Source organism: Pseudomonas sp. HC1(2025) (assembly GCF_058742075.1).
This window is the reverse complement of the sequence record NZ_CP196017.1, coordinates 1,709,740-1,729,323: the sequence shown is the minus strand read 5'-3', so window position 1 is coordinate 1,729,323 and position 19,584 is coordinate 1,709,740. Positions and strand designations below refer to the sequence as shown.

Here is a 19,584-nt window from a genome sequence, read left to right as displayed (position 1 = left end):
GGGGAACGCCCGCATGCTCGACGCCATTCGTTGGGATACTGATCTGATTCATCGCTACGACCTCGCGGGGCCGCGCTACACCTCCTACCCCACCGCCGTACAATTCACCAGCCAGGTCGGCACTTTCGACCTGCTGCACGCCCTGCGCGACAGCCGCAAGGCGGTGCGCCCGCTGTCGCTGTATGTGCACGTGCCGTTCTGCGCGAACATTTGCTACTACTGCGCCTGCAACAAAGTCATCACCAAGGACCGCGGTCGCGCCCAGGCCTACCTGCAACGCCTGGAACAAGAGATTCAACTGGTCGCCTGCCATCTGGACCCCAACCAACGGGTGCAGCAGCTGCATTTTGGCGGCGGCACACCGACCTTTCTCAGCCACGACGAATTGCGCCAACTGATGGCGCAACTGCGCCAGCACTTCAACCTGCTGGATGACGACTCCGGCGACTACGGCATCGAGATCGACCCCCGGGAAGCCGACTGGGCCACCATGGGCCTGCTGCGTGAACTGGGCTTCAACCGCGTGAGCATCGGCGTGCAGGACCTGGACCCCGAAGTGCAGCGGGCGGTCAATCGCCTGCAAAGCCTGGAAGAAACCCGCGCGGTGATCGATGCGGCGCGCACCCTGCAGTTTCGTTCGATCAATATCGACCTGATCTACGGCCTGCCCAAGCAGACCCCGGAGCATTTCGCCCGCACGGTGGCCGAGGTCATCAGCCTGCAACCCGACCGCCTGTCGGTGTTCAACTATGCCCACCTGCCGGAACGCTTCCTGCCCCAGCGGCGGATCAACGGCGAAGACCTGCCGGCCCCCGCCGTCAAATTGCAGATGCTGCAGGAAACCATCGAACAGTTGACGGCGGCTGGCTACAACTACATCGGCATGGACCACTTCGCCCTGCCCGATGACGAATTGGCCATTGCCCAGGAAGAGTCCACCCTGCAGCGCAACTTCCAGGGCTACACCACCCACGGTCACTGCGATTTGATCGGGCTCGGCGTTTCGGCCATCAGTCAGATTGGTGACCTGTACTGCCAGAACAGCAGCGACCTGAATCACTACCAGAACGCCCTGGCGGGGGCGCAACTGGCCACCAGTCGCGGCCTGCTCTGCACGGCGGACGATCGCTTGCGCCGGGCGGTGATTCAACAGTTGATCTGTCACTTCAGCCTGGACTTCGAAAGCATCGAGCAGGCCTTCACCGTGGATTTTCGCGGCTATTTCGCCGAGCTTTGGCCACAACTCCAAGCCATGGCCAGTGACGGCCTGATCGAACTCGACGCCGAAGGCATTCGGGTACTGCCGGCCGGACGCCTGCTGGTGCGCTCGGTGTGCATGGTGTTCGATGCCTATCTGGAGCAACAGAATAGGCAGCGATTTTCGCGGGTGATCTAAGCCGGGTTACTTGGCCATCAACGAGGCGGCCTTCACCGCGTCTTCGGCGCTCAGGTTCTTCATCGCTTCGCTCAACGACGCATAGGCGCCGGTCAGCGAGGCTTGCAAGCCGCCCAACGCCGATTGCACGCCGCTCAGTTTCGCCAGGACCTGCTCCGGGCTGAGGCGCTTGTCGGACATGATCGCCGACATCTCTGCCATCTTTTCCGCGATCTGCTGCTTCAACTGGCGAATCATTTTCAGCAGTTTCTGCACGTTCTCGTCCAGCCCGCTTTCTTCGATATCGTCGTTGGCGGTCTTCTCGGCGCTGGCAGCCTTCAGCGACGCACCGGAAAAGGTCACGCTCACGCCTTCGGCAGGCTGGGTTTCACCCAGCGCCGTTGATTCGGTACCGGCGCCCACGGTGCTGGTTTTTTTCGGTTCAAGCAGCGTCGGCACAGTGGTGCGGGACGGGAGATTGCCGTCGATGGAAAGCATATCGTGAGCCTCCAAGCTCTTGGTCGTTAGCAGTTCATCGGCCGCGGGGTAAAATTCTTTATACCCCTGCCGGTTTTTTGTACAGGCTGGCCTGATAGTCCCTCAGTGCGGTACCCTTACGTCTTATGTGTGTTTTCCCACAAGGATTTAAGAAATGTCCGAGCCAGTTAAACTGCGCGCTCATAGCCAGGCTCACTGCAAGGATTGCAGCCTGGCGCCCCTCTGCTTGCCACTTTCGCTGAATCTGGAAGACATGGATGCGCTGGACGAAATCGTTAAACGTGGTCGCCCCCTAAAGAAAGGCGAGTTTTTGTTTCGCCAGGGTGACAAGTTCGATTCCGTCTATGCAGTACGCTCGGGCGCCTTGAAGACGTTCAGCCTGAGCGACAGCGGCGAAGAGCAGATCACCGGCTTCCACCTGCCCAGCGAGCTGGTGGGCCTGTCGGGCATGGACACCGAGATTCACCCGGTGTCGGCTCAGGCCCTGGAAACCACGTCGGTGTGCGAGATCCCGTTCGAACGCCTGGACGAACTGGCCCTGCAATTGCCGCAGTTGCGCCGCCAGTTGATGCGCGTGATGAGCCGGGAAATCCGTGACGACCAGCAAATGATGCTGCTGTTGTCGAAAAAAACCGCCGACGAACGGATTGCCACCTTCCTGGTCAACCTGTCGGCGCGTTTCCGCGCCCGGGGTTTCTCGGCCAATCAGTTCCGCCTGAGCATGTCGCGCAACGAAATCGGCAATTACCTGGGCCTGGCGGTGGAAACCGTATCCCGGGTATTCACGCGCTTCCAGCAGAACGAACTGATTGCCGCCGAGGGCAAGGAAGTACACATCCTCGACCCGATCCAGCTCTGCGCACTGGCCGGCGGCTCCCTCGACGGCTGACCGCCGGACCAGGGGCGCGACACTTGCGGCCAAGCCAACCGGCGAGGCCGCAGGTATACTGCGAAGTCTTTGCGCCCAGGACTCCCGACGATGGCTTTCGACTCCTTCGACATCAAATCCCTGATTCGCCCCGTCATCGACTTCCCCAAGCCTGGGGTGATCTTTCGTGATATCACGCCGCTGTTCCAGTCGCCCAAGGCCATGCGCCTGGTGGCCGATACCTTTATCCATCGCTACGTCGAAGCCGAGTTCAGCCATATCGGCGCGATGGATGCCCGCGGCTTTCTGATCGGATCGGTGATTGCCTATCAACTGAACAAGCCTCTGATCCTGTTCCGCAAACAGGGCAAGCTGCCAGCAGACGTACTGTCCGAGGGCTATCAGACCGAATATGGCGAAGCGTTCCTCGAAGTACACGCCGACAGCCTGTGCGAAGGGGATTCGGTATTGATGTTCGATGACCTGATCGCCACGGGTGGCACCTTGATTGCTGCGGCTAATCTGGCGCGGCGCATGGGAGCACGGATTTTCGAGGCCGCGGCGATTATTGATCTGCCGGAGCTGGGGGGCTCGCAGCGTTTGGAGGATATGGGGATTGCGACCTTCTGTTTGACGCAGTTTGGCTTGACTGAGCGGTAATTTGCGCTGGTCTTGCGGACCTCATCGCGGGCAAGCCCGCTCCCACCTTTGAATGGGTTCACAAATCAAAATGTGGGAGCGGGCTTGCCCGCGATGAGGCCAGTAATAACACCCTCAATCACAACCCCATCTGCTTACTGATGATTTCATTCATCACCTCCCGCGTCCCGCCACCAATCGACAAAATCCGGTTATCCCGGTACAGCCGCTCCACCAGGCTGCCGCGCATATAACCCAGGCCTCCCAGGATCTGCACCGCGTCATACGTCACCCGGTCGGCGGTGTCGGTGGCCAGGTTCTTGGCCATGGAAATCTCCTTGATCACACTCTTGCCCGCCGCCATCTTCGCGGCCTGGCGGTAGGTGAACTCGCGGGAAACCTCGACCGCCGTGGCCATCTCCGCCAGGCGGTGCTTGAGCACCTGGAACTTGCCAATCGGCTTGCCAAAGGCTTCGCGCTGCGCAGCCCACTTCAGGCTCTCTTCCAGGGCCATCTGCGCCGTCATGTTGGCCATCAATGCCAATGCCAGGCGTTCGCTCTGGAAATTGCCCATGATGCAGGCAAACCCCATGTTTTCGCTGCCGATCAGGTTGCCTGCGGGCACCTGGCAATTGTCGAAGAACAACTCGGCAGTGTCCGACGCCCACCAACCCATTTTCTTCAGCGGTTGGCCGACGGTGAAGCCAGGCGTGCCCTTTTCGATCAGCAACAGGCTGATGCCGGCAAAGCCCGGCCCGCCGGTACGTACGGCGACGGTGTAGTAGTCGGCGCGCACGCCACTGGTAATAAAGGTTTTGCTGCCACTGACCCGATAGCAATCGCCATCGCGCACGGCACGGGTTTGCAGGCTGGCCACGTCGGAGCCACCACCGGGCTCGGTGACGGCCAGGGCCATGATCTTCTCGCCAGACAAGACCTGCGGGGCCACGCGCTCGCGGATTTCGGGGCGGGCCCATTTGACGATGGGCGGCAGGCCGATATCCAACGAGCCCAGCCCCGCCACCACGCCGCCGGAGCCACAGCGCATCAGCTCTTCGCTGGCGGCCACCTTGGCGAACAGGTCGCCTTCATGGCTGCCGCCGAGAGCTTCGGGGTAACCGATCCCGAGAATCCCCGCCGCACCGGCCTTGAGGTACAGCTCGCGAGGGAAGTGTTCGGCCTCCTCCCACTGCTCGATGCCCGGCACAATCTCGCGCTCGACAAAACGGCGCACGCTGTCGCGGACCAATTGGTGACTGGGGTCGAAATATTCCTGGTAGGCAGACATCGGCAAGCTCCATGCAGAGATGGAGCGAACTTACCAAGCGCTTGCTTGGTTATCAAGCCGAACGCAAATGTAATGTGCATGCTTGTGTAGGAGCTGGCTTGCCTGCGATGGTATCGCCTCGGTCCCCCTGATACACCGCAGTGCCTGCATCGCAGGCAAGCCAGCTCCTACACAAGCCAGCGTGCTACAGGGAGTTTGGCTTACAGCGCGATAGGTTTACGCCCGGCAAACGAGTGCGCCAGGGTGCCGCCGTCCACCAACTCCAGCTCACCACCCAACGGCACGCCGTGGGCGATGCGCGAGGTGATCAGGCTTTTGTTGGTCAGCAGTTGCGCGATGTAATGCGCCGTGGCTTCCCCTTCCACCGTAGGGTTGGTGGCCAGGATCACTTCGGTAAAGGTGCCCTGCTCTTCGATGCGCGCCACCAATTGCGGGATACCAATGGCTTCAGGCCCCAGGCCGTCAAGCGGCGACAGGTGGCCCTTGAGCACGAAGTAGCGCCCGCGGTAGCCGGTCTGCTCCACCGCATACACGTCCATCGGCCCTTCGACCACGCACAGCAGGGTGTCGTCGCGACGGGGGTCGGCGCATTGCGGGCACAGTTCTTCTTCGGTAAGGGTGCGGCACTGACGGCAATGGCCCACGCCTTCCATGGCCTGGCTCAAGGCCTGGGCCAGCCGCGAGCCACCGCTACGGTCACGCTCCAGCAGTTGCAGCGCCATACGCTGGGCGGTTTTCTGGCCCACGCCCGGCAAGGTGCGCAGGGCGTCGATCAGTTGACGAATCAGAGGGCTGAAGCTCATGGGGCAAAAGTCCGACAAAACAACGAGACGCGGTTTATACCCGCGCCTCGGATAAGCGTCAAATACGCACGACCAACTTGCCGAAATTGCGCCCTTCCAACAGGCCGATAAAGGCCTCGGGCGCCTGCTCAAGGCCCTCGACCACGTCTTCGCGAAACTTGACCTTGCCGTCCCGCACCCACGGCGCCATGGCGCTGATGAATTCCGGGTGGCGGTCGCCATAATCGTCGAACACGATAAAGCCCTGGATGCGCACGCGCTTGGTCAACAGGGTGCGTTGCAACGCTGGCAGCCGGTCAGGGCCGGTGGGGGCCTCATGGGCGTTGTAGCCGGCAATCAGGCCACACAGGGGGATCCGCGCCTTGGGATTGAGCAGGGGCAGTACGGCGTCGAAGACCTTGCCGCCGACGTTCTCGTAATAAATGTCCACCCCTTTGAAACAGGCCTGGGCCAGCTCATCGGCAAAATCTGCGCCTTTGTGATCGATGCAGGCGTCAAAACCCAACTCTTCCACCACGTAGCGGCATTTGTCTGCGCCGCCCGCGATGCCAACCACCCGCAGGCCCTTGAGCTTGGCCACCTGGCCAACCACCGAGCCCACCGCACCGGAGGCCGCCGCCACCACCAGGGTTTCCCCGGCCTGGGGTTGGCCAATATCCATCAGGCCCATGTAGGCCGTCATGCCGGGCATACCCAGCACACCCAGGGCCATGGATGGGCTTGGCAAGCCGTTGGGCACCGGTATCAAATTGCGGCCGTCACTGATGCTATGGCTTTGCCAGCCGGTGGCGCCGACCACCAGGTCACCCACCTCGAACTTGGGGTTGCGCGACTGTTCGATGCGGCTGACAGCGCCACCAGTCATCACCTCGCCGATTTCTACCGGGGCTGCGTAGGACGGCGCGTCACTCATGCGTCCACGCATGTAGGGGTCCAGGGACAGGAACAGGGTCTTGAGCAGGACCTGGCCGTCTGCCAGGTCGGGCAGCGCCACGCGCTCCAGGCGGAAGTTTTCCGGCACGGGCGCACCCTGCGGGCGGGATACCAGGACGATGCGCTGGTTGAGGGTCATGGCTTGGGTCATCAGCGGGGCTCCTTTATATCGGTGATTGAATTCAGCGGTATAGGGTGCAGACAGCTGTTGCAGGGCTGACGTTCGATTGTGCCCGAGACAAACAAAAATGCCAGGCGCGATGCCTGGCATTTTCAGTCTTGCGCTGGCCGGTCAGAACGGCAGCTTCATGCCCGGCGGCAGTTGCATGCCCGCGGTGACGCCGGACATTTTGTCCTGGCTGTTGGCTTCGATCTTGCGCACGGCGTCGTTGACGGCCGCGGCGAACAGGGCTTCGAGCATTTCCAGGTCGTCTTCGCCAACGCCCGGCAATACGCTTGGGTCAATGCTCACGCGCTTGATGTCGTGACGACCGGTCATCACCACGCTGACCATATCGCCACCGGCTTTACCGGTGACTTCGGCGTTGGCCAGTTCTTCCTGCATCTTGGCCATCTTTTCCTGCATCTGCTGCGCCTGCTTCATCAGGCCGGCCATGCCACCTTTCATCATGGGAATCACCTCAAAAGTACGTGGATCAATACGGCGCCGAGCCTCGGGGCACGGCGCCTGCAATTATCAGCCCGCTTCAGCCTGGGCTTCGACAGGTTCAATAGTATCGTGTCGCACCACCGCGCCAAACTGCTCCATCATCTGCTGGATCAGCGGGTCGGCCTGGATCGACTCCTCGGCCTCGCGCTGGCGGTTGAGCCGGCGACGGGTGGCGGCCTGGGCCGGGGTTTCCTGCTCGGGCTTGATCAGCTCGATGGTCACCGTCAGGGTGCGTTCGTGGAACTGGTTCAGGGCATCGTTGAGCCGGCGCTGCTGGGTCGCGTTGAACAGGGCGCTGTGGGCCGGGTCCAGGTGCAACAGCCAGTGATCGCCATCGACAGCGATCAGCGTGCAGTTGGCGGCGATGCTGCCGGTCATGCCGGAAATCGGCAATTTCGGGAACAGCTCCAGCCATTGCAGGGCCAGGCCGGTGGCCGGCATGGCGGCAGGTTCCGCCTCGGGCTCGGGCGCAGGCTCGGCGGTGTGCTCGCTGGCCAGGTCGTCCAGGTAGCTGTAGGCCGAATCCATGTCCGGCTCGATGTAATCTTCGTCCAGGGGCGGTTCGTCATCCAGGTCGATGCCTGGGGTAGCGGCGTCCACTTCGGCAATAGTCGGCTCGGGCACGGGTGCCGAGACCCATTCCGGCGCGTCGGGTACCACGCTGTCGGGGGTTGGCGTCGGCATCGGCGTCAGTTCAGGCTGCTCGCCGGTGGTTTCGAGGACAGGCTCGACGGCAGGAGCCAGCTCGACCACGGCCTCTGCCGGCTCATTCCAGGGCAGATCGACTACCGGCGCGGGCTCGGGCTCGACCATCGGCTGCGGCGCCACTACAGGCGCCACAGGCTCCACCGCGACCATGGCTGGAGCAGCGGCCACAGGTTGCGGCGCGCTTACTGGCGCAACGACCGCCGCGCCAGCCACTGGTTTGGCGGAATCAACTGTGGCCTGGCTGATCCCCACTGGCTTTAGTGGCTGTCTCGGCGCGTCGGCGGTATCCGCGGGGCGAAACGCCAGCATGCGCAGCATGACCATTTCGAAACCGCCGCGCGGGTCTGGTGCCAACGGCAGGTCGCGGCGCCCGATCAGGCCCATCTGGTAGTAGAACTGCACATCTTCGGCCGGCAGCGCCTGGGCCAGTGCCAATACGCGGTCGCGGTCGCCGTGGCCGTTGTCGACCCCCTCAGGCAGGGCCTGGGCGATAGCGACGCGGTGCAGCACATTGAGAATTTCCGAGAGCACGCCATTCCAGTCCGGCCCCTGCTCCGACAGATGGCGCACGGCTTCGAGCAGCGCCTTGGCGTCGCCTTCGATCAGCGCATGCAGCACGTCGAACACTTGGCCGTGATCGAGGGTGCCGAGCATGGCGCGCACGTCGGCGGCCATTACCTTGCCTTCACCGAAGGCAATCGCCTGGTCGGTCAGGCTCATGGCATCGCGCATCGAGCCATCGGCGGCGCGGCCCAGCAGCCACAGCGCATCGTCTTCGAACGGCACGTTCTCCACACCCAATACGTGGGTCAAATGCTCGACCACCCGCTCAGGGGTCATGTTCTTCAGGGAGAACTGCAGGCACCGCGACAAAATCGTTGCAGGAAGTTTCTGCGGATCGGTGGTGGCCAGGATGAACTTAACGTAGGGCGGCGGCTCCTCCAGGGTCTTCAACAGCGCGTTGAAGGAATGGCTGGAGAGCATGTGCACTTCGTCGATCAGGTAGACCTTGAAGCGCCCGCGGCTGGGGGCGTACTGCACGTTGTCCAGCAGTTCGCGGGTGTCCTCGACCTTGGTGCGGCTCGCGGCGTCGATTTCGATCAGGTCGACAAAGCGCCCTTCGTCGATCTCCCGGCACACCGAGCAGGTGCCGCAGGGCGTCGAGGTGATGCCGGTCTCACAGTTCAGGCACTTGGCAATGATCCGCGCAATGGTGGTCTTGCCCACCCCGCGCGTGCCGGTGAACAGGTAGGCGTGGTGCAGCCGTTGGCTGTCCAAGGCATTGATCAGAGCCTTGAGCACATGGGTCTGGCCGACCATTTCGCGGAACGAGCGCGGACGCCATTTACGTGCAAGAACCTGATAACTCATCGAAAACCGTCGCAACTGGGAAGCGGAAGCCGGTAATGCTAGCGGAGCAGGGGGGAAATTGCATCCGGCACGCTCGCCTAATCTGACTAAGCTGGTAGTGGCACGCCCTGCAAAGGGCTGATCCCGGAGAGTTTATGCGCGTAGTCCTGGGCGCTTTATGGATGATCACCACACTGAGCCTGGCGGCGCCCGCCCCGTTGCGCTTCGCCATTTCCGACAGCTGGGCCATGCCCATGGTGCAGATCGAGGGGGCCCAGCCGACCCAGGGCATTTTGTATGACTTGATGCTCAGCCTGGCAACCCAGGTCGGCCACCCGGCGCAGTTCCAGGTACTGGCCCGGGCCCGTATCGCTCCAGCCATGGAGCACGGCGAGATTGATGTGCGCTGCTACGTCGCACAAGCGTGGCTGAATAATCTGTCCGGGGACTACGTATGGAGCATTCCGTTATGGGTGCAGCGCAATGTCCTGGCCAGCGCCCATGTGCCGCCGCTGTCGGTGAATGTGGCGCAGCTGGCGGCACAGAATATCGGCACAGTGCTCAACTACAGCTACCCGACCCTCGAACCGCTGTTTGCCAAGGGCCAGCTCAAGCGCGACGACGCCCGCAGCGAAGAGCAAGTGCTGCAAAAGCTGGTGGCGGGACGCTTCAAGTACGCGGTCACCAACGAATGGACCCTGGAACGCTTCAATCAGCAGCTACCGGCAGGTCGCAAGCTGCACGTGGTGGCCGTGATTGAAGAGCAGAGCCTGGGCTGCTACGTGCGCAACGACCCAGCCCTACCCGTGCAGCGGATTTTGCGCACACTGCTGCGTATGAAAATGTCCGGGGAGATTGACGCAATCATCCTGCTCTATACCGGCGACGCTGGGCGCCTGCCTCAATCCCCGCCAGCGCCATAGTTGAGCAGATCAAACCCCGCCGCCCAGGCCGGCACCTCGGCTGCCGGCATCGGTTGGGCGAAGTAATAGCCCTGCGCCACTTCACAGCCCATGCGCAGCAGCAACTGGCCATGCTCGAGGGTTTCCAGGCCCTCGGCGATCACTTCGCGACCAAATGCCCGGGCCAGGCCGATCACCGCCTGGGTCAGCGCGAGGTCATCCTTGTCATGCAGGATGTCGCGCACAAACGACTTGTCGATCTTGATGGTCTGGGTGGGCAGGCGCTTGAGGTAGCTGAGGGACGAATAGCCCGTGCCGAAATCGTCCAGGGAAAACCGCACTCCCAGCGCCTGGCATGCCGCCAGGTGCTCGGTGACGCGCTGGATATGATCGATGGCTACCGATTCGGCGATCTCCAGGTCGAGCATGTGCGGCGCAACGTCAGGATGCTGGGCCAGCAGCTGTTGCAAGCGCTCGACAAAATCCGCGCGCTGGAAGTGTCGCGCCGCGATATTCACGCTGACCGGCCAGCAGTGCCCGGCATCTTGCCACTGGCGTATCTGCGCCAGCACCTGGTCCATCACCCACTCGCCGACATCGACGATCAGGTCGGTCTGCTCGATCAACGACAGGAAATCCTTGGGCGACACCAGCCCGCGAATCGGGTGCTGCCAGCGCAGCAATGCCTCAAAACCCACGACCTGGCCGTGGCGCAGGTTGATCTTGGGATGGAAGTGCAGGCACAACTCCCCCGCTGCCAGGGCCTGGCGAATCTGCTGCACGGTCTGGTGGGTGGCCTTGACCTCCTGCTCCAGGGACACATCAAACAGCTGGTAGCGGTTACGGCCACTTTGCTTGGCCACGTACATCGCCTGGTCGGCATGGCGCAGCAGGGTGTCGGCATCCTCGTCATCCAACGGGAACAGCGTGACGCCAATGCTGGCAAACACGTTGATCTGCGCGCCGAGGATCGAGTACGGCTCGGAAATGGCCGTGAGGATGCGCCGCAAAGCGCGGTTCAACTCCTCGGCATCGCGCACGTAGCGCAGGATCAGCACAAACTCGTCACCGGCAAGCCTTGCGACCACATCTTCGCCACGGATGATGTCGCGCAGGCGGCTGGCGACCTCCACCAGCAACAGGTCGCCAGAGGCATGGCCGTAGCCGTCGTTGACCGCCTTGAAGCCGTCCAGGTCGAGCATGCACACCGCCAGGGGGATGTGCTCGCTGCGGGAAAACTCCAAGGATTGCACGAGCAGTTCAGACAGATAGGCACGGTTGGGCAGCCCGGTCAGCACATCATGGCCGACCCGCCATTGCAGGGTCTGCAACAACTGGCGCTTTTCGCTGACATCAAAACGAATCGACACGTACTTCTGCACCTTGCCGGTCCGCTCATCGACCAGCGGCACCATGGTGCTGTCGACCCAGTACAGCGAGCCGTCCTTGGCACGGTTACAGATTTCCCCGCGCCAGACCTTACCCTCGGTGATGGTGCGCCACATCCCCTGGAAAAACCCGGCAGGATGCAACCCGGAACTGAGGATCCGGTGGTTGCGCCCCAGCAACTCGTCGCGGCTGTAGCCGGACATGCCGCAGAATTGGTCGTTTACATAGGTGATGCGGCCGGTGAGGTCTGTCTCGGAGAAAATGGCGGCGGCATCCACGGCCCTGCGGTATTTCTCATCCATGAATGAGGCTCTAGGTGGCTAGCGGTTGAACCGCTCGACCAGGGCACGCAACCCGGAAGAGATGCTTTCAAGTTCCCGGCCCCGGGTGACTGCAGCGTTGGCATTGCCCGCTGTCTTTTGTACCGTGGCCGCGACGTTATTGATCTGTTGTGAAACATCCTCTGCGACGTGGGATTGTTCCTGCGAGGCAGCAGCCATTTGCTGACTCATGCCGGTAATGCGCTCTACTGCCTGGCGAATACCTAGCAATGCCTGTTGCGCCTGCAATACCTGCTGCACGCCCTGCTCGGCCTCATGGATACCGGTGCTGGCAATTTCCACTGCTTCATCGGCGCCCGCGCGTAGATTCTGGATGATGCCCTGGATCTGCTCGGTCGACTCCCGGGTCTTGCCCGCCAGCGCCCGCACTTCATCGGCCACCACCGCAAAACCACGGCCCTGTTCACCAGCCCGCGCCGCCTCGATGGCAGCATTCAGGGCCAGCAGGTTGGTCTGGTCGGCAATCGCCTGGATCATGCTCGCCGCCACGCGGATTTCCTGGGTCTGGCCGGCCAGGTGGCCCACCGCCTGGTTGATCTGGGTAACGGTGGCCGCCAGCAGTTGGATCGCGTCGCGTGTGGTTCCGACCACCTGGCTGCCATGCCCGGCCAGGTCGTTGGCGGTACGGGCTTCGCTGGCGGTCTGCTGTACATGTGTCGCCACTTCGGCGATGGAGGCGGCCATTTCGGTCATGGCCGCGGCGGTCATATCGGTTTCGGCGCGCTGTTCCAGCAGCGCCGACTCGGTATTGCCCGACAACACGCTGGAATCGGTAGCCGCCTCGGCCATCTGTGTGGCCAGGTCGCTGAGCCGCGTGAGGGCGGTTTTCAAGCGCGCCTCTTCGCTGATCAGGATCATCTCCAATTGCGCGGCCGGACCTAGCGCATCGCTGTAGGTCATGGCGCTGATCGGGTCGGAAAAGGTGTTGGGAGTGTGCTCGACAATCTGCTTGAGCTGCTGCCCCAGACGCAGGTGCGCCCAGGCGCCCAGACCGAGAAACAGCAGCGCAGTCGTCGCCTGCGCCCAGCCGCTGGGCAGCCATTGCACCGCGCCGCCAGCCGCCACCGCCGCCAGGGCGGGCACGGCCAGGGCATTGCCGAACTGGCCCAGGCGTTGCAGCGGCGAAACCGCCGAACGCCCGGCACGCAAGCGCGCGTAGAGCGCTTCGGCACGCCGCACCTGTTCGCGCGTCGGCTTGACCCGCACCGACTCATAGCCCACCAACCGGCCGTCTTCGAGGATGGGGGTCACATAGGCGCTGACCCAATAAAAGTTGCCATTTTTGCAGCGATTCTTGACCACGCCCATCCAGCTCTGGCCGGCCTTGAGGTAGCGCCACATCAGTTCGAAGACCGCCGGCGGCATATCCGGGTGGCGTACCAGGTTGTGGGTACTGCCGATCAGCTCGGCTTGGGTGAAGCCGCTCATGGCAGCAAACTCGGCGTTGCAGTAGGTAATGTGGCTATTGATGTCCGTCGCGGAAATGAGCCGTTGCTGCTCCCCGAAAGTCTGTTCAACTGTGGTGACCGGCAAATTGACGCGCACTTTAAAGCTCCATGGACAGCATTCGATCTACCGGCCCGGGATCGGGTAGATCCGGCAGGTAGAGGGGTATTTCCAGACGGGTAAACCGTCAATCGGCTGGCTGGCCCCATTCGGCGGCCAAACCAGGTTTTGCCCAGCACCTGAGCTTCGGTTTAGCGAAGATCAACTAGGCTTTAATTCGAGCGTCTGGTGTGAAAGGCGGGGGCTGCGGGGGCGCGCAAGAGCGAGCCTGGCGCTGCGGCCAAGCAACTGTTTTGCAACTACCTTTATGAAAGAGAGGAGAAAGCAATGATTTCCCGTTTCATAAAGGTGCCCTGTGAAACGACACCGCCAAATACTTGTCCTAAACGCCGATTCTACGAATTACATCACATTTTGCAAGAAAAGGTGATGGTGCGTGCCGTTGTCTAATGCCAATATTTATCGTTAAGTTCTTGATTCTAAATGGGAATTGAGCGATGCAAATTTCAAGTTTGGGTCCAGCCATCAGACGTTATCGAAAGGTAGCGGGGCTTACTCAGGCTGAACTAGGTGAGAAAACCGGTTTTGACCCTAAAACCATCAGCCGCTTCGAAACCGGCACCTATACACCCAGCGTTGACGCTCTCTTCTTGTTTGCAGAGGCTCTGGGAGTGAAGCTGAAAGTCTTTTTTGCCGATCTGGGCGATGAGGACGAACAGCGCGCTTATCTGTTCGGTGTCATTCATAAAGCCACCCCGAAGGATCTGGGAAAGCTGATAGCGGCGGTAGACCAGGCCTTGTCCAAGCCTTAGAGCTCGTACGACATAAAAAAGAGCAGGTCGCTGATGCTGCCTGCTCTTTGCTCTTTGCCTACTGACATGATCCGACCGGACAGCGCCTCTCCTGGCAGGCGCTGGGCCACGCCTTTTGCCAATATGCTCGCGCAGCCCAAGCGGACTCGGCATCCTTTCGCGCAATTACTTCAAAATGCAAGGGACTACCATGAGCTACCTCCGCCTGCTGGCGGTGGCTGGCACATAGAACCTGCCTGCAAGATCGGCATCTTCCTGCTGGCGGCGAAGAAGCTTCTGGTGATTGACGTGGTTGTGTTGCTGGCAGGCGTGCGCTAGTTCTTCAACCGCAATAAAGGCCGATAGCCAGACACGAAAACGCCGCGAAAAAAACGCGGCGTACAGACGGCTTCGACCGCTGCGCAATAACGCACGGCAAAGTGATAATTTTTGATCAGAGGGAGAGTTGTTACGAAGGGAGCGTTATGGAGGCAACCCCACCAGCCACACCCCGGCACACAATGTTCCCGCTGTGGCTGCTGCCTTCCGGCTCTGACCAGGTTCACGGGTAATCGTTGCGGGGGGACCGATGGGGTCACCATAACGACGCTGGCCTCTCGGCAAGCCGCGCCATTGTACCGATCTCATCGGAAGTTACAACCGTTGGTGCAGGATTAAAAAGCCAAGGGGCTCAAGTACTTGCCATAGCCCTGAAGAACACCCTCTATGTGGTGTGGGAGCGGGCTTGCCCGCGATGGCGGTGGTCACGTCATCGCGGGCAAGCCCGCTTCCACACTGGATCACTGGGCTTTCAATACCTCATCCGCCCGGCCGCCCTCCTCCTGGATCACCAGGTGGATGAAATGCAGCTTGGCAATCACCGCCGGTGGCAGCACGAAGGGATAGAAATCCGGTTGCCCCATGCTGCGGGACAGTTCGTTGAGCATGCCGGCCAGTTCGATCCAGGCGTTGACGAACGACAGGAACGCCGCCCCGCCAGGGTGTTGCGGATCGTAGAGCGTGGCGAGGGGAAACGGCTGGTAGTCCAGGTCCATCTCCCGCGCGCTCATGCCAAAGCCCAGGGCGGTATCGACCGCGTCCATCATGTGCAGGTAGTGGGCCCAGGTTTCCGCCCAGTCTTCCCAAGGGTGCATGGTGGCGTAGGCGCTGACGCAGGTTTGCTGCCAGCCCGGGCGCGGGCCGTTCTGGTAGTGCTGCTCGAGAGCATCGGCATAGCTGGCACGCTCATCACCAAACACCTGGCGGAACGGCTCCAGCCAGTGGCTGCCGGCGACCAGGCGATCCCAGTAATAGTGACCGACTTCATGCCGGAAATGACCGAGCAAGGTGCGGTACGGTTCACGCATCTGCACGCGAATTTTCTCACGGTGTTCGTCGTCAGCTTCCTTGATATCCAAGGTGATCAAGCCGTTGGCGTGGCCGGTGGTGGGGGCCTTGCCTTGCAGGTCGATACCGACGAAGTCAAAGGCCAGGCCATTGGCTTCATCGACGGACTTGGGGACCACCTGCAACCCCAGGCTGATCAGTTGCGCCACCAGCCGGCGCTTGGCGGTTTCGACTTTGCGCCAGCGCTCGGGGTTTTCTGCAATCGACAGGTCGGGGATGGTGCGATTAAGGCTACACGCCACGCACAGCGGTGCGGTGCTGTAGGCCGGGATCAGCCAGTTGCAGGCAGCAGGCGTGTCGAGGTTGGCGCAGCGGCGCGAGGCGCCCGCGTCAAGATTATCGTCCTGCAGCCAGGTATTGACGACCGGCCCAGGTTGCAGGGACGACAGCCGGCTTTGCTCGGGCAGATAGCCCAGCAGCGCCGAACAGGCCAGGCATTGGCTGTTGCGAAAGAACAGAGATTGCCCGCAACGGCACTGCCACACCTTGCTATTGCGCGAAGTCCCGGCCATGAACGGTGCGGCGATGCGCGAACTGAGCTGTTCGAAGAAGCGGTACATGGCGATCTCTCCAGGGGCGTGCCCAAGACTAGATCATTTACCACGCAAGATCGTTCCCACACTCTGCGTGGGAACGATCGTCATCATCAGATGGAGATGTTGTGGCGGGTCAGAAAGGCGACAAAAGCCTCTTCATCCATGACTTTCAACCCCAGCTCACTGGCCTTGGCCAACTTCGACCCGGCGCCTGGCCCCGCGACCACGCAATAGGTTTTCGCCGACACCGAACCGGCGACCTTGGCGCCCAGGCTTTCGAGTTTTTCCTTGGCCACGTCGCGGCTCATCAACTCCAGCGAGCCGGTCAGTACCCAGGTATGGCCCGCCTCGGGCAAGCCCTCGAGGACTTTCTTCTCGCTCTGCCAGTGCATGCCAAAGTCCTTGAGCTGCTGCTCGATGGCTTGCGCACGCTGGGCATTGTCCGGATTATCAAAAAACTCGCGCACGGCCTTGGCCTGTTTCTCTGGGAGTGCCTGGCGCATATCCAGCCAATCGGCCTGGATAACGCCCTCCAGGGAGCCGAACTTGTCCGCCAGCTTCTGCGCAGCCCCCGGCCCCACGGAAGGCACGTGCAGCTTGTCGAGAAAGCCGCCCAGGGTGGTACTGGCCGCGAACTCGGCGCTCAGTTCGCCCTGGTCCTGCAATTGCAGGCCGCACTCATCCGGCGACAGTAACGCGCCAATCACCTGCTGGTTATGGCTGTCTTCAAAGAAGCTGTGGATCTCGTGCGCCACCTCCAGGCCAACATCCGGCAAGTACGTCAACACTTCGGGCAAGGCTTGCTGCACGCGCTCCAGGGACGCCAGGGAGCGCGCCAGCACCTTGGCGGTTTCCTCGCCGACATCGGGAATGCCCAGGGCGTAGATAAACCGTGCCAGGGTTGGGGTCTTGCTGTTTTCGATGGCAGCGATCAGTTTCTTGCTGGAAACATCAGCGAAGCCTTCCAGGTCGATGATCTGTTCGTACTTGAGCTTGTACAGGTCAGCCGGCGAACCGATGAGCTTTTCATCGACCAGTTGCTCGATGGTCTTGTCGCCCAGGCCGTCGATATCCATGGCCCGTCGCGAGACAAAATGGATAATCGCCTGCTTGAGCTGCGCACCACAGGCCAGCCGCCCGACACAGCGATACACCGCGCCTTCGCTGACGGTTTCCTTGCCCTTGCTACGCTTGACCAACTGCGTGCGTTCCACATGGGAGCCACACACCGGGCAGGTTTGCGGGATCTGTACGGCGCGGGCATTTTCCGGGCGGCGCTCGGCAACCACCGACACGACCTGTGGGATTACGTCCCCGGCACGGCGGATGATCACGGTGTCGCCGATCATCAAGCCCAGGCGCGCCACTTCGTCCATGTTGTGCAACGTCGCATTGGACACAGTGACGCCCGCCACCTTGACTGGCTTCAAGCGTGCTACCGGGGTCACGGCGCCGGTGCGGCCGACCTGGAACTCAACGTCCAGCAATTCGGTGAGTTCTTCCAGCGCCGGAAACTTATGAGCGATGGCCCAGCGCGGCTCGCGGGCGCGAAAGCCCAGTTCACGCTGGTAGGCAATGCTGTTGACCTTGAACACCACCCCGTCGATTTCATAGGGCAGGCTACTACGCCGCTCACCGATATCGCGGTAGTACTCCAGGCAATCCTCAATCCCCTTGGCCAGCTTCAACTCGTGGCTGATGGGCATGCCCCATTTCTGCAACTGCTGCAGGTTGCCGATATGAGTGTCGCTGATATCCGTGGTCACGCCGTAGCAGCAAAACTCCAGGGGGCGACTGGCGGTGATCTTCGAATCGAGTTGGCGCAGGCTGCCGGCGGCGGCGTTGCGCGGGTTGGCGAAGGTCTTGCCGCCGACTTCCAGTTGCGAGGCATTCAAACGCTCGAAACCGGCCTTGGACATGAACACTTCACCACGCACTTCCAGGGTCGCCGGCCAGCCTGTGCCGTGCAGTTTCAACGGGATATTGCGCACGGTGCGCACATTGACGCTGATGTCTTCGCCCGTGGTGCCGTCGCCACGGGTCGCGCCGCGTACCAACTCGCCATTCTGGTACAGCAGGCTGACCGCCAGGCCATCGAGCTTGGGTTCGCAGCTGTATTCCACCGCCGCACCACTGCCAAACAGATCGCCCACCGGCAGGTCGAGGCCCTCGGTGACCCGACGATCAAATTCCAGCATGGTGGTTTCATCAAACGCGTTGCCCAGGCTGAGCATGGGGATCTCATGGCGCACCTGGGTAAACGCCGACAACGCCGCACTACCCACCCGTTGCGTTGGTGAATCACGGGTCACCAGGTCGGGGTGCTCGGACTCCAGGGCCTTGAGCTCATGGAACAACCGGTCGTACTCGGCGTCCGGGATGCTCGGCTCGTCGAGTACGTGATAACGGTAGTTGTGCTGATCCAGTTCAGCGCGCAGTTCGAGGATGCGGGTGTGGGCGGCGGTCATGGGTGTTCTCTCATAAAGCAAAAGAGCAGCCGAAGCTGCTCTATATGTTAGTGCGCTTAATTCTACTGACAACGCTGAAGACCAATCCTCAGCGTTTCTGTGTCAGGGCGCGACGCTCGAACTCGACGATGCGCTGACGGTAGTGTTCGATGGTCTGGGCGGTCAGTACGCTGCGCTGGTCGTCCTTGAGCTCGCCGTTAAGTTCCTGGGACAGCTTGCGGGCGGCGGCCACCATGACGTCGAACGCCTGTTTCGGGTGGCGCGGGCCTGGCAGGCCGAGGAAGAAGCTCACCGCCGGGGTGCTGAACAGGTCGATATCGTCCAAATCGAAGGTGCCCGGCTTGACCGCGTTGGCCATGGAGAACAGCACTTCACCATTGCCCGCCATGCTTTCGTGACGGTGGAAAATATCCATCTCGCCAAAACGCAGGCCGCTTTCCAGGATGTTCTGCAACAGCGCCGGGCCCTTGAAGCCGGCCGCGTCGCGGCAGATCACGCTGATCACCAGCACTTCTTCAGCCGCCGGCTGATCCTTGGAGGACTCACGCGGTGCGCTCTTGGCCGGGGTTTCATCCGGAAAATCACCGTCACGGCTGCTGAAGCTCGGGCCTTCGTCGACGTCGAGGTTCAGGTCGCCCTGATGCGGCTCGGCCACGACAGCACTGCCACGCTTGCCGCGCTTGGACGACGGCTCGCGGGACTCGCGCACCGGCGCGCTCATCGACGGCAGGTCGTGTTCGTCCAGTTGCGGCTCTTTATGGGTATCCAGGACACGGGGAGGCCCCAGCAGCTCGGCGGCGCCATCGTCGTCGGGCAGATTGGACAGGTTTCGGTCCAGGCGGAATTTCAGCTTGCCCTTGCCGCCGCGCATACGGCGCCAGCCATCAAAAAGAATACCGGCTATTACAATAATGCCGATGACGATCAGCCACTCGCGCAGACCGATTTCCATGTAATCCCTTGCCTCTATAAAAAATGCTGAAAAATAAGGGGTTTAGCACCGTGCAAACCGCTTTAAAACGTGGCGCCAACTCTATGTTCTGACTGACGTTTTGCCCACGCATACGAAAAATTGACATTAAACTAGCACGACCAAAGATAACTTTACACAG

17 protein-coding genes, 1 other RNA gene and 1 pseudogene are annotated in these 19,584 nt (G+C 61.5%); 6 read left to right on the top strand and 13 right to left on the bottom strand.

Features of this window, described 5'->3' with window-relative positions:
* Positions 1-13: 13 nt before the first annotated feature.
* Positions 14-1,396 (top strand): oxygen-independent coproporphyrinogen III oxidase, encoded by a 1,383-nt coding sequence (hemN, locus tag ACSSVH_RS07645; RefSeq protein ID WP_169954211.1) that lies wholly within the window; start codon positions 14-16, stop codon positions 1,394-1,396.
* 6 nt (positions 1,397-1,402) lie between these two features.
* Here the strand turns inward: hemN and ACSSVH_RS07640 are convergent, their stop codons facing one another.
* Entirely contained in the window at positions 1,403-1,873 is a 471-nt protein-coding gene (locus tag ACSSVH_RS07640; protein WP_057960322.1) for a hypothetical protein, read from the bottom strand.
* A 154-nt stretch (positions 1,874-2,027) separates the two neighbouring features.
* On the opposite strand from ACSSVH_RS07640, the gene fnr reads away from it, so the two are divergent.
* Together fnr and ACSSVH_RS07630 are read left to right on the top strand one after the other, a co-directional pair.
* Positions 2,028-2,762, top strand: coding sequence for a fumarate/nitrate reduction transcriptional regulator Fnr (gene fnr / locus ACSSVH_RS07635; protein WP_032863348.1), 735 nt, complete (start codon positions 2,028-2,030; stop codon positions 2,760-2,762).
* 90 nt (positions 2,763-2,852) lie between these two features.
* Entirely contained in the window at positions 2,853-3,401 is a 549-nt protein-coding gene (locus ACSSVH_RS07630; protein ID WP_169954212.1) for an adenine phosphoribosyltransferase, read from the top strand.
* A gap of 118 nt (positions 3,402-3,519) precedes the next feature.
* On the opposite strand, the gene ACSSVH_RS07625 is transcribed toward ACSSVH_RS07630, so the two are convergent.
* From ACSSVH_RS07625 to dnaX, 5 genes are all read right to left on the bottom strand, one after another.
* On the bottom strand, positions 3,520-4,668 hold the full coding sequence (locus ACSSVH_RS07625) for an acyl-CoA dehydrogenase family protein (protein ID WP_169954297.1): 1,149 nt from the start codon (positions 4,666-4,668) through the stop codon (positions 3,520-3,522).
* A 200-nt stretch (positions 4,669-4,868) separates the two neighbouring features.
* Complete coding sequence (gene recR, locus ACSSVH_RS07620; RefSeq protein ID WP_492634301.1) at positions 4,869-5,471, bottom strand: recombination mediator RecR; 603 nt, start codon at positions 5,469-5,471, stop codon at positions 4,869-4,871.
* Between the two features lie 58 nt (positions 5,472-5,529).
* Positions 5,530-6,555 (bottom strand): NADPH-dependent curcumin/dihydrocurcumin reductase, encoded by a 1,026-nt coding sequence (curA, locus tag ACSSVH_RS07615; RefSeq protein WP_172313183.1) that lies wholly within the window; start codon positions 6,553-6,555, stop codon positions 5,530-5,532.
* Positions 6,556-6,696: 141 nt separating this feature from the next.
* Positions 6,697-7,035: a YbaB/EbfC family nucleoid-associated protein gene (locus tag ACSSVH_RS07610; protein WP_003193199.1), complete on the bottom strand. Its 339-nt coding sequence runs from the start codon at positions 7,033-7,035 to the stop codon at positions 6,697-6,699.
* Positions 7,036-7,101: 66 nt separating this feature from the next.
* Positions 7,102-9,153 carry a DNA polymerase III subunit gamma/tau gene (dnaX, locus tag ACSSVH_RS07605; protein WP_492634300.1) on the bottom strand — a complete coding sequence of 684 codons (2,052 nt, stop codon included), beginning with the start codon at positions 9,151-9,153 and terminating at the stop codon, positions 7,102-7,104.
* A 134-nt stretch (positions 9,154-9,287) separates the two neighbouring features.
* Here dnaX and ACSSVH_RS07600 point away from each other — a divergent pair, with 134 nt between their 5' ends.
* Positions 9,288-10,055, top strand: a complete 768-nt coding sequence (locus tag ACSSVH_RS07600; RefSeq protein WP_169954216.1) for a substrate-binding periplasmic protein — start codon at positions 9,288-9,290, stop codon at positions 10,053-10,055.
* Here the strand turns inward: ACSSVH_RS07600 and ACSSVH_RS07595 are convergent.
* The 3 genes and pseudogenes from ACSSVH_RS07595 to ACSSVH_RS07585 form a co-directional block, all read right to left on the bottom strand.
* Positions 10,034-11,725 carry a putative bifunctional diguanylate cyclase/phosphodiesterase gene (locus ACSSVH_RS07595; RefSeq protein ID WP_170043323.1) on the bottom strand — a complete coding sequence of 564 codons (1,692 nt, stop codon included), beginning with the start codon at positions 11,723-11,725 and terminating at the stop codon, positions 10,034-10,036. The genes ACSSVH_RS07600 and ACSSVH_RS07595 overlap by 22 nt on opposite strands.
* A gap of 18 nt (positions 11,726-11,743) precedes the next feature.
* Positions 11,744-12,811, bottom strand: coding sequence for a methyl-accepting chemotaxis protein (locus tag ACSSVH_RS07590; RefSeq protein WP_432755740.1), 1,068 nt, complete (start codon positions 12,809-12,811; stop codon positions 11,744-11,746).
* A gap of 216 nt (positions 12,812-13,027) precedes the next feature.
* Positions 13,028-13,309: pseudogene (locus ACSSVH_RS07585) on the bottom strand (PAS domain-containing protein); the annotation flags it as partial.
* A gap of 458 nt (positions 13,310-13,767) precedes the next feature.
* Between ACSSVH_RS07585 and ACSSVH_RS07580 the strand changes: the two are divergent.
* Positions 13,768-14,082, top strand: coding sequence for a helix-turn-helix domain-containing protein (locus ACSSVH_RS07580; RefSeq protein ID WP_032863355.1), 315 nt, complete (start codon positions 13,768-13,770; stop codon positions 14,080-14,082).
* A gap of 33 nt (positions 14,083-14,115) precedes the next feature.
* Positions 14,116-14,400 (top strand): hypothetical protein, encoded by a 285-nt coding sequence (locus ACSSVH_RS07575; RefSeq protein ID WP_492634299.1) that lies wholly within the window; start codon positions 14,116-14,118, stop codon positions 14,398-14,400.
* 156 nt (positions 14,401-14,556) lie between these two features.
* On the opposite strand, the gene ffs is transcribed toward ACSSVH_RS07575, so the two are convergent.
* The 4 genes from ffs to zipA form a co-directional block, all read right to left on the bottom strand.
* Positions 14,557-14,653: signal recognition particle sRNA small type (gene ffs / locus ACSSVH_RS07570), an RNA gene on the bottom strand.
* A gap of 208 nt (positions 14,654-14,861) precedes the next feature.
* Positions 14,862-16,028 carry a zinc-binding metallopeptidase family protein gene (locus ACSSVH_RS07565; protein WP_172313186.1) on the bottom strand — a complete coding sequence of 389 codons (1,167 nt, stop codon included), beginning with the start codon at positions 16,026-16,028 and terminating at the stop codon, positions 14,862-14,864.
* Between the two features lie 86 nt (positions 16,029-16,114).
* Complete coding sequence (ligA, locus tag ACSSVH_RS07560; RefSeq protein WP_492634298.1) at positions 16,115-18,472, bottom strand: NAD-dependent DNA ligase LigA; 2,358 nt, start codon at positions 18,470-18,472, stop codon at positions 16,115-16,117.
* 88 nt (positions 18,473-18,560) lie between these two features.
* The gene (gene zipA / locus ACSSVH_RS07555) at positions 18,561-19,424 is read right to left on the bottom strand and encodes a cell division protein ZipA (RefSeq protein ID WP_170057736.1); all 864 of its coding nucleotides are present in this window, start codon (positions 19,422-19,424) and stop codon (positions 18,561-18,563) included.
* Positions 19,425-19,584: the final 160 nt, after the last annotated feature.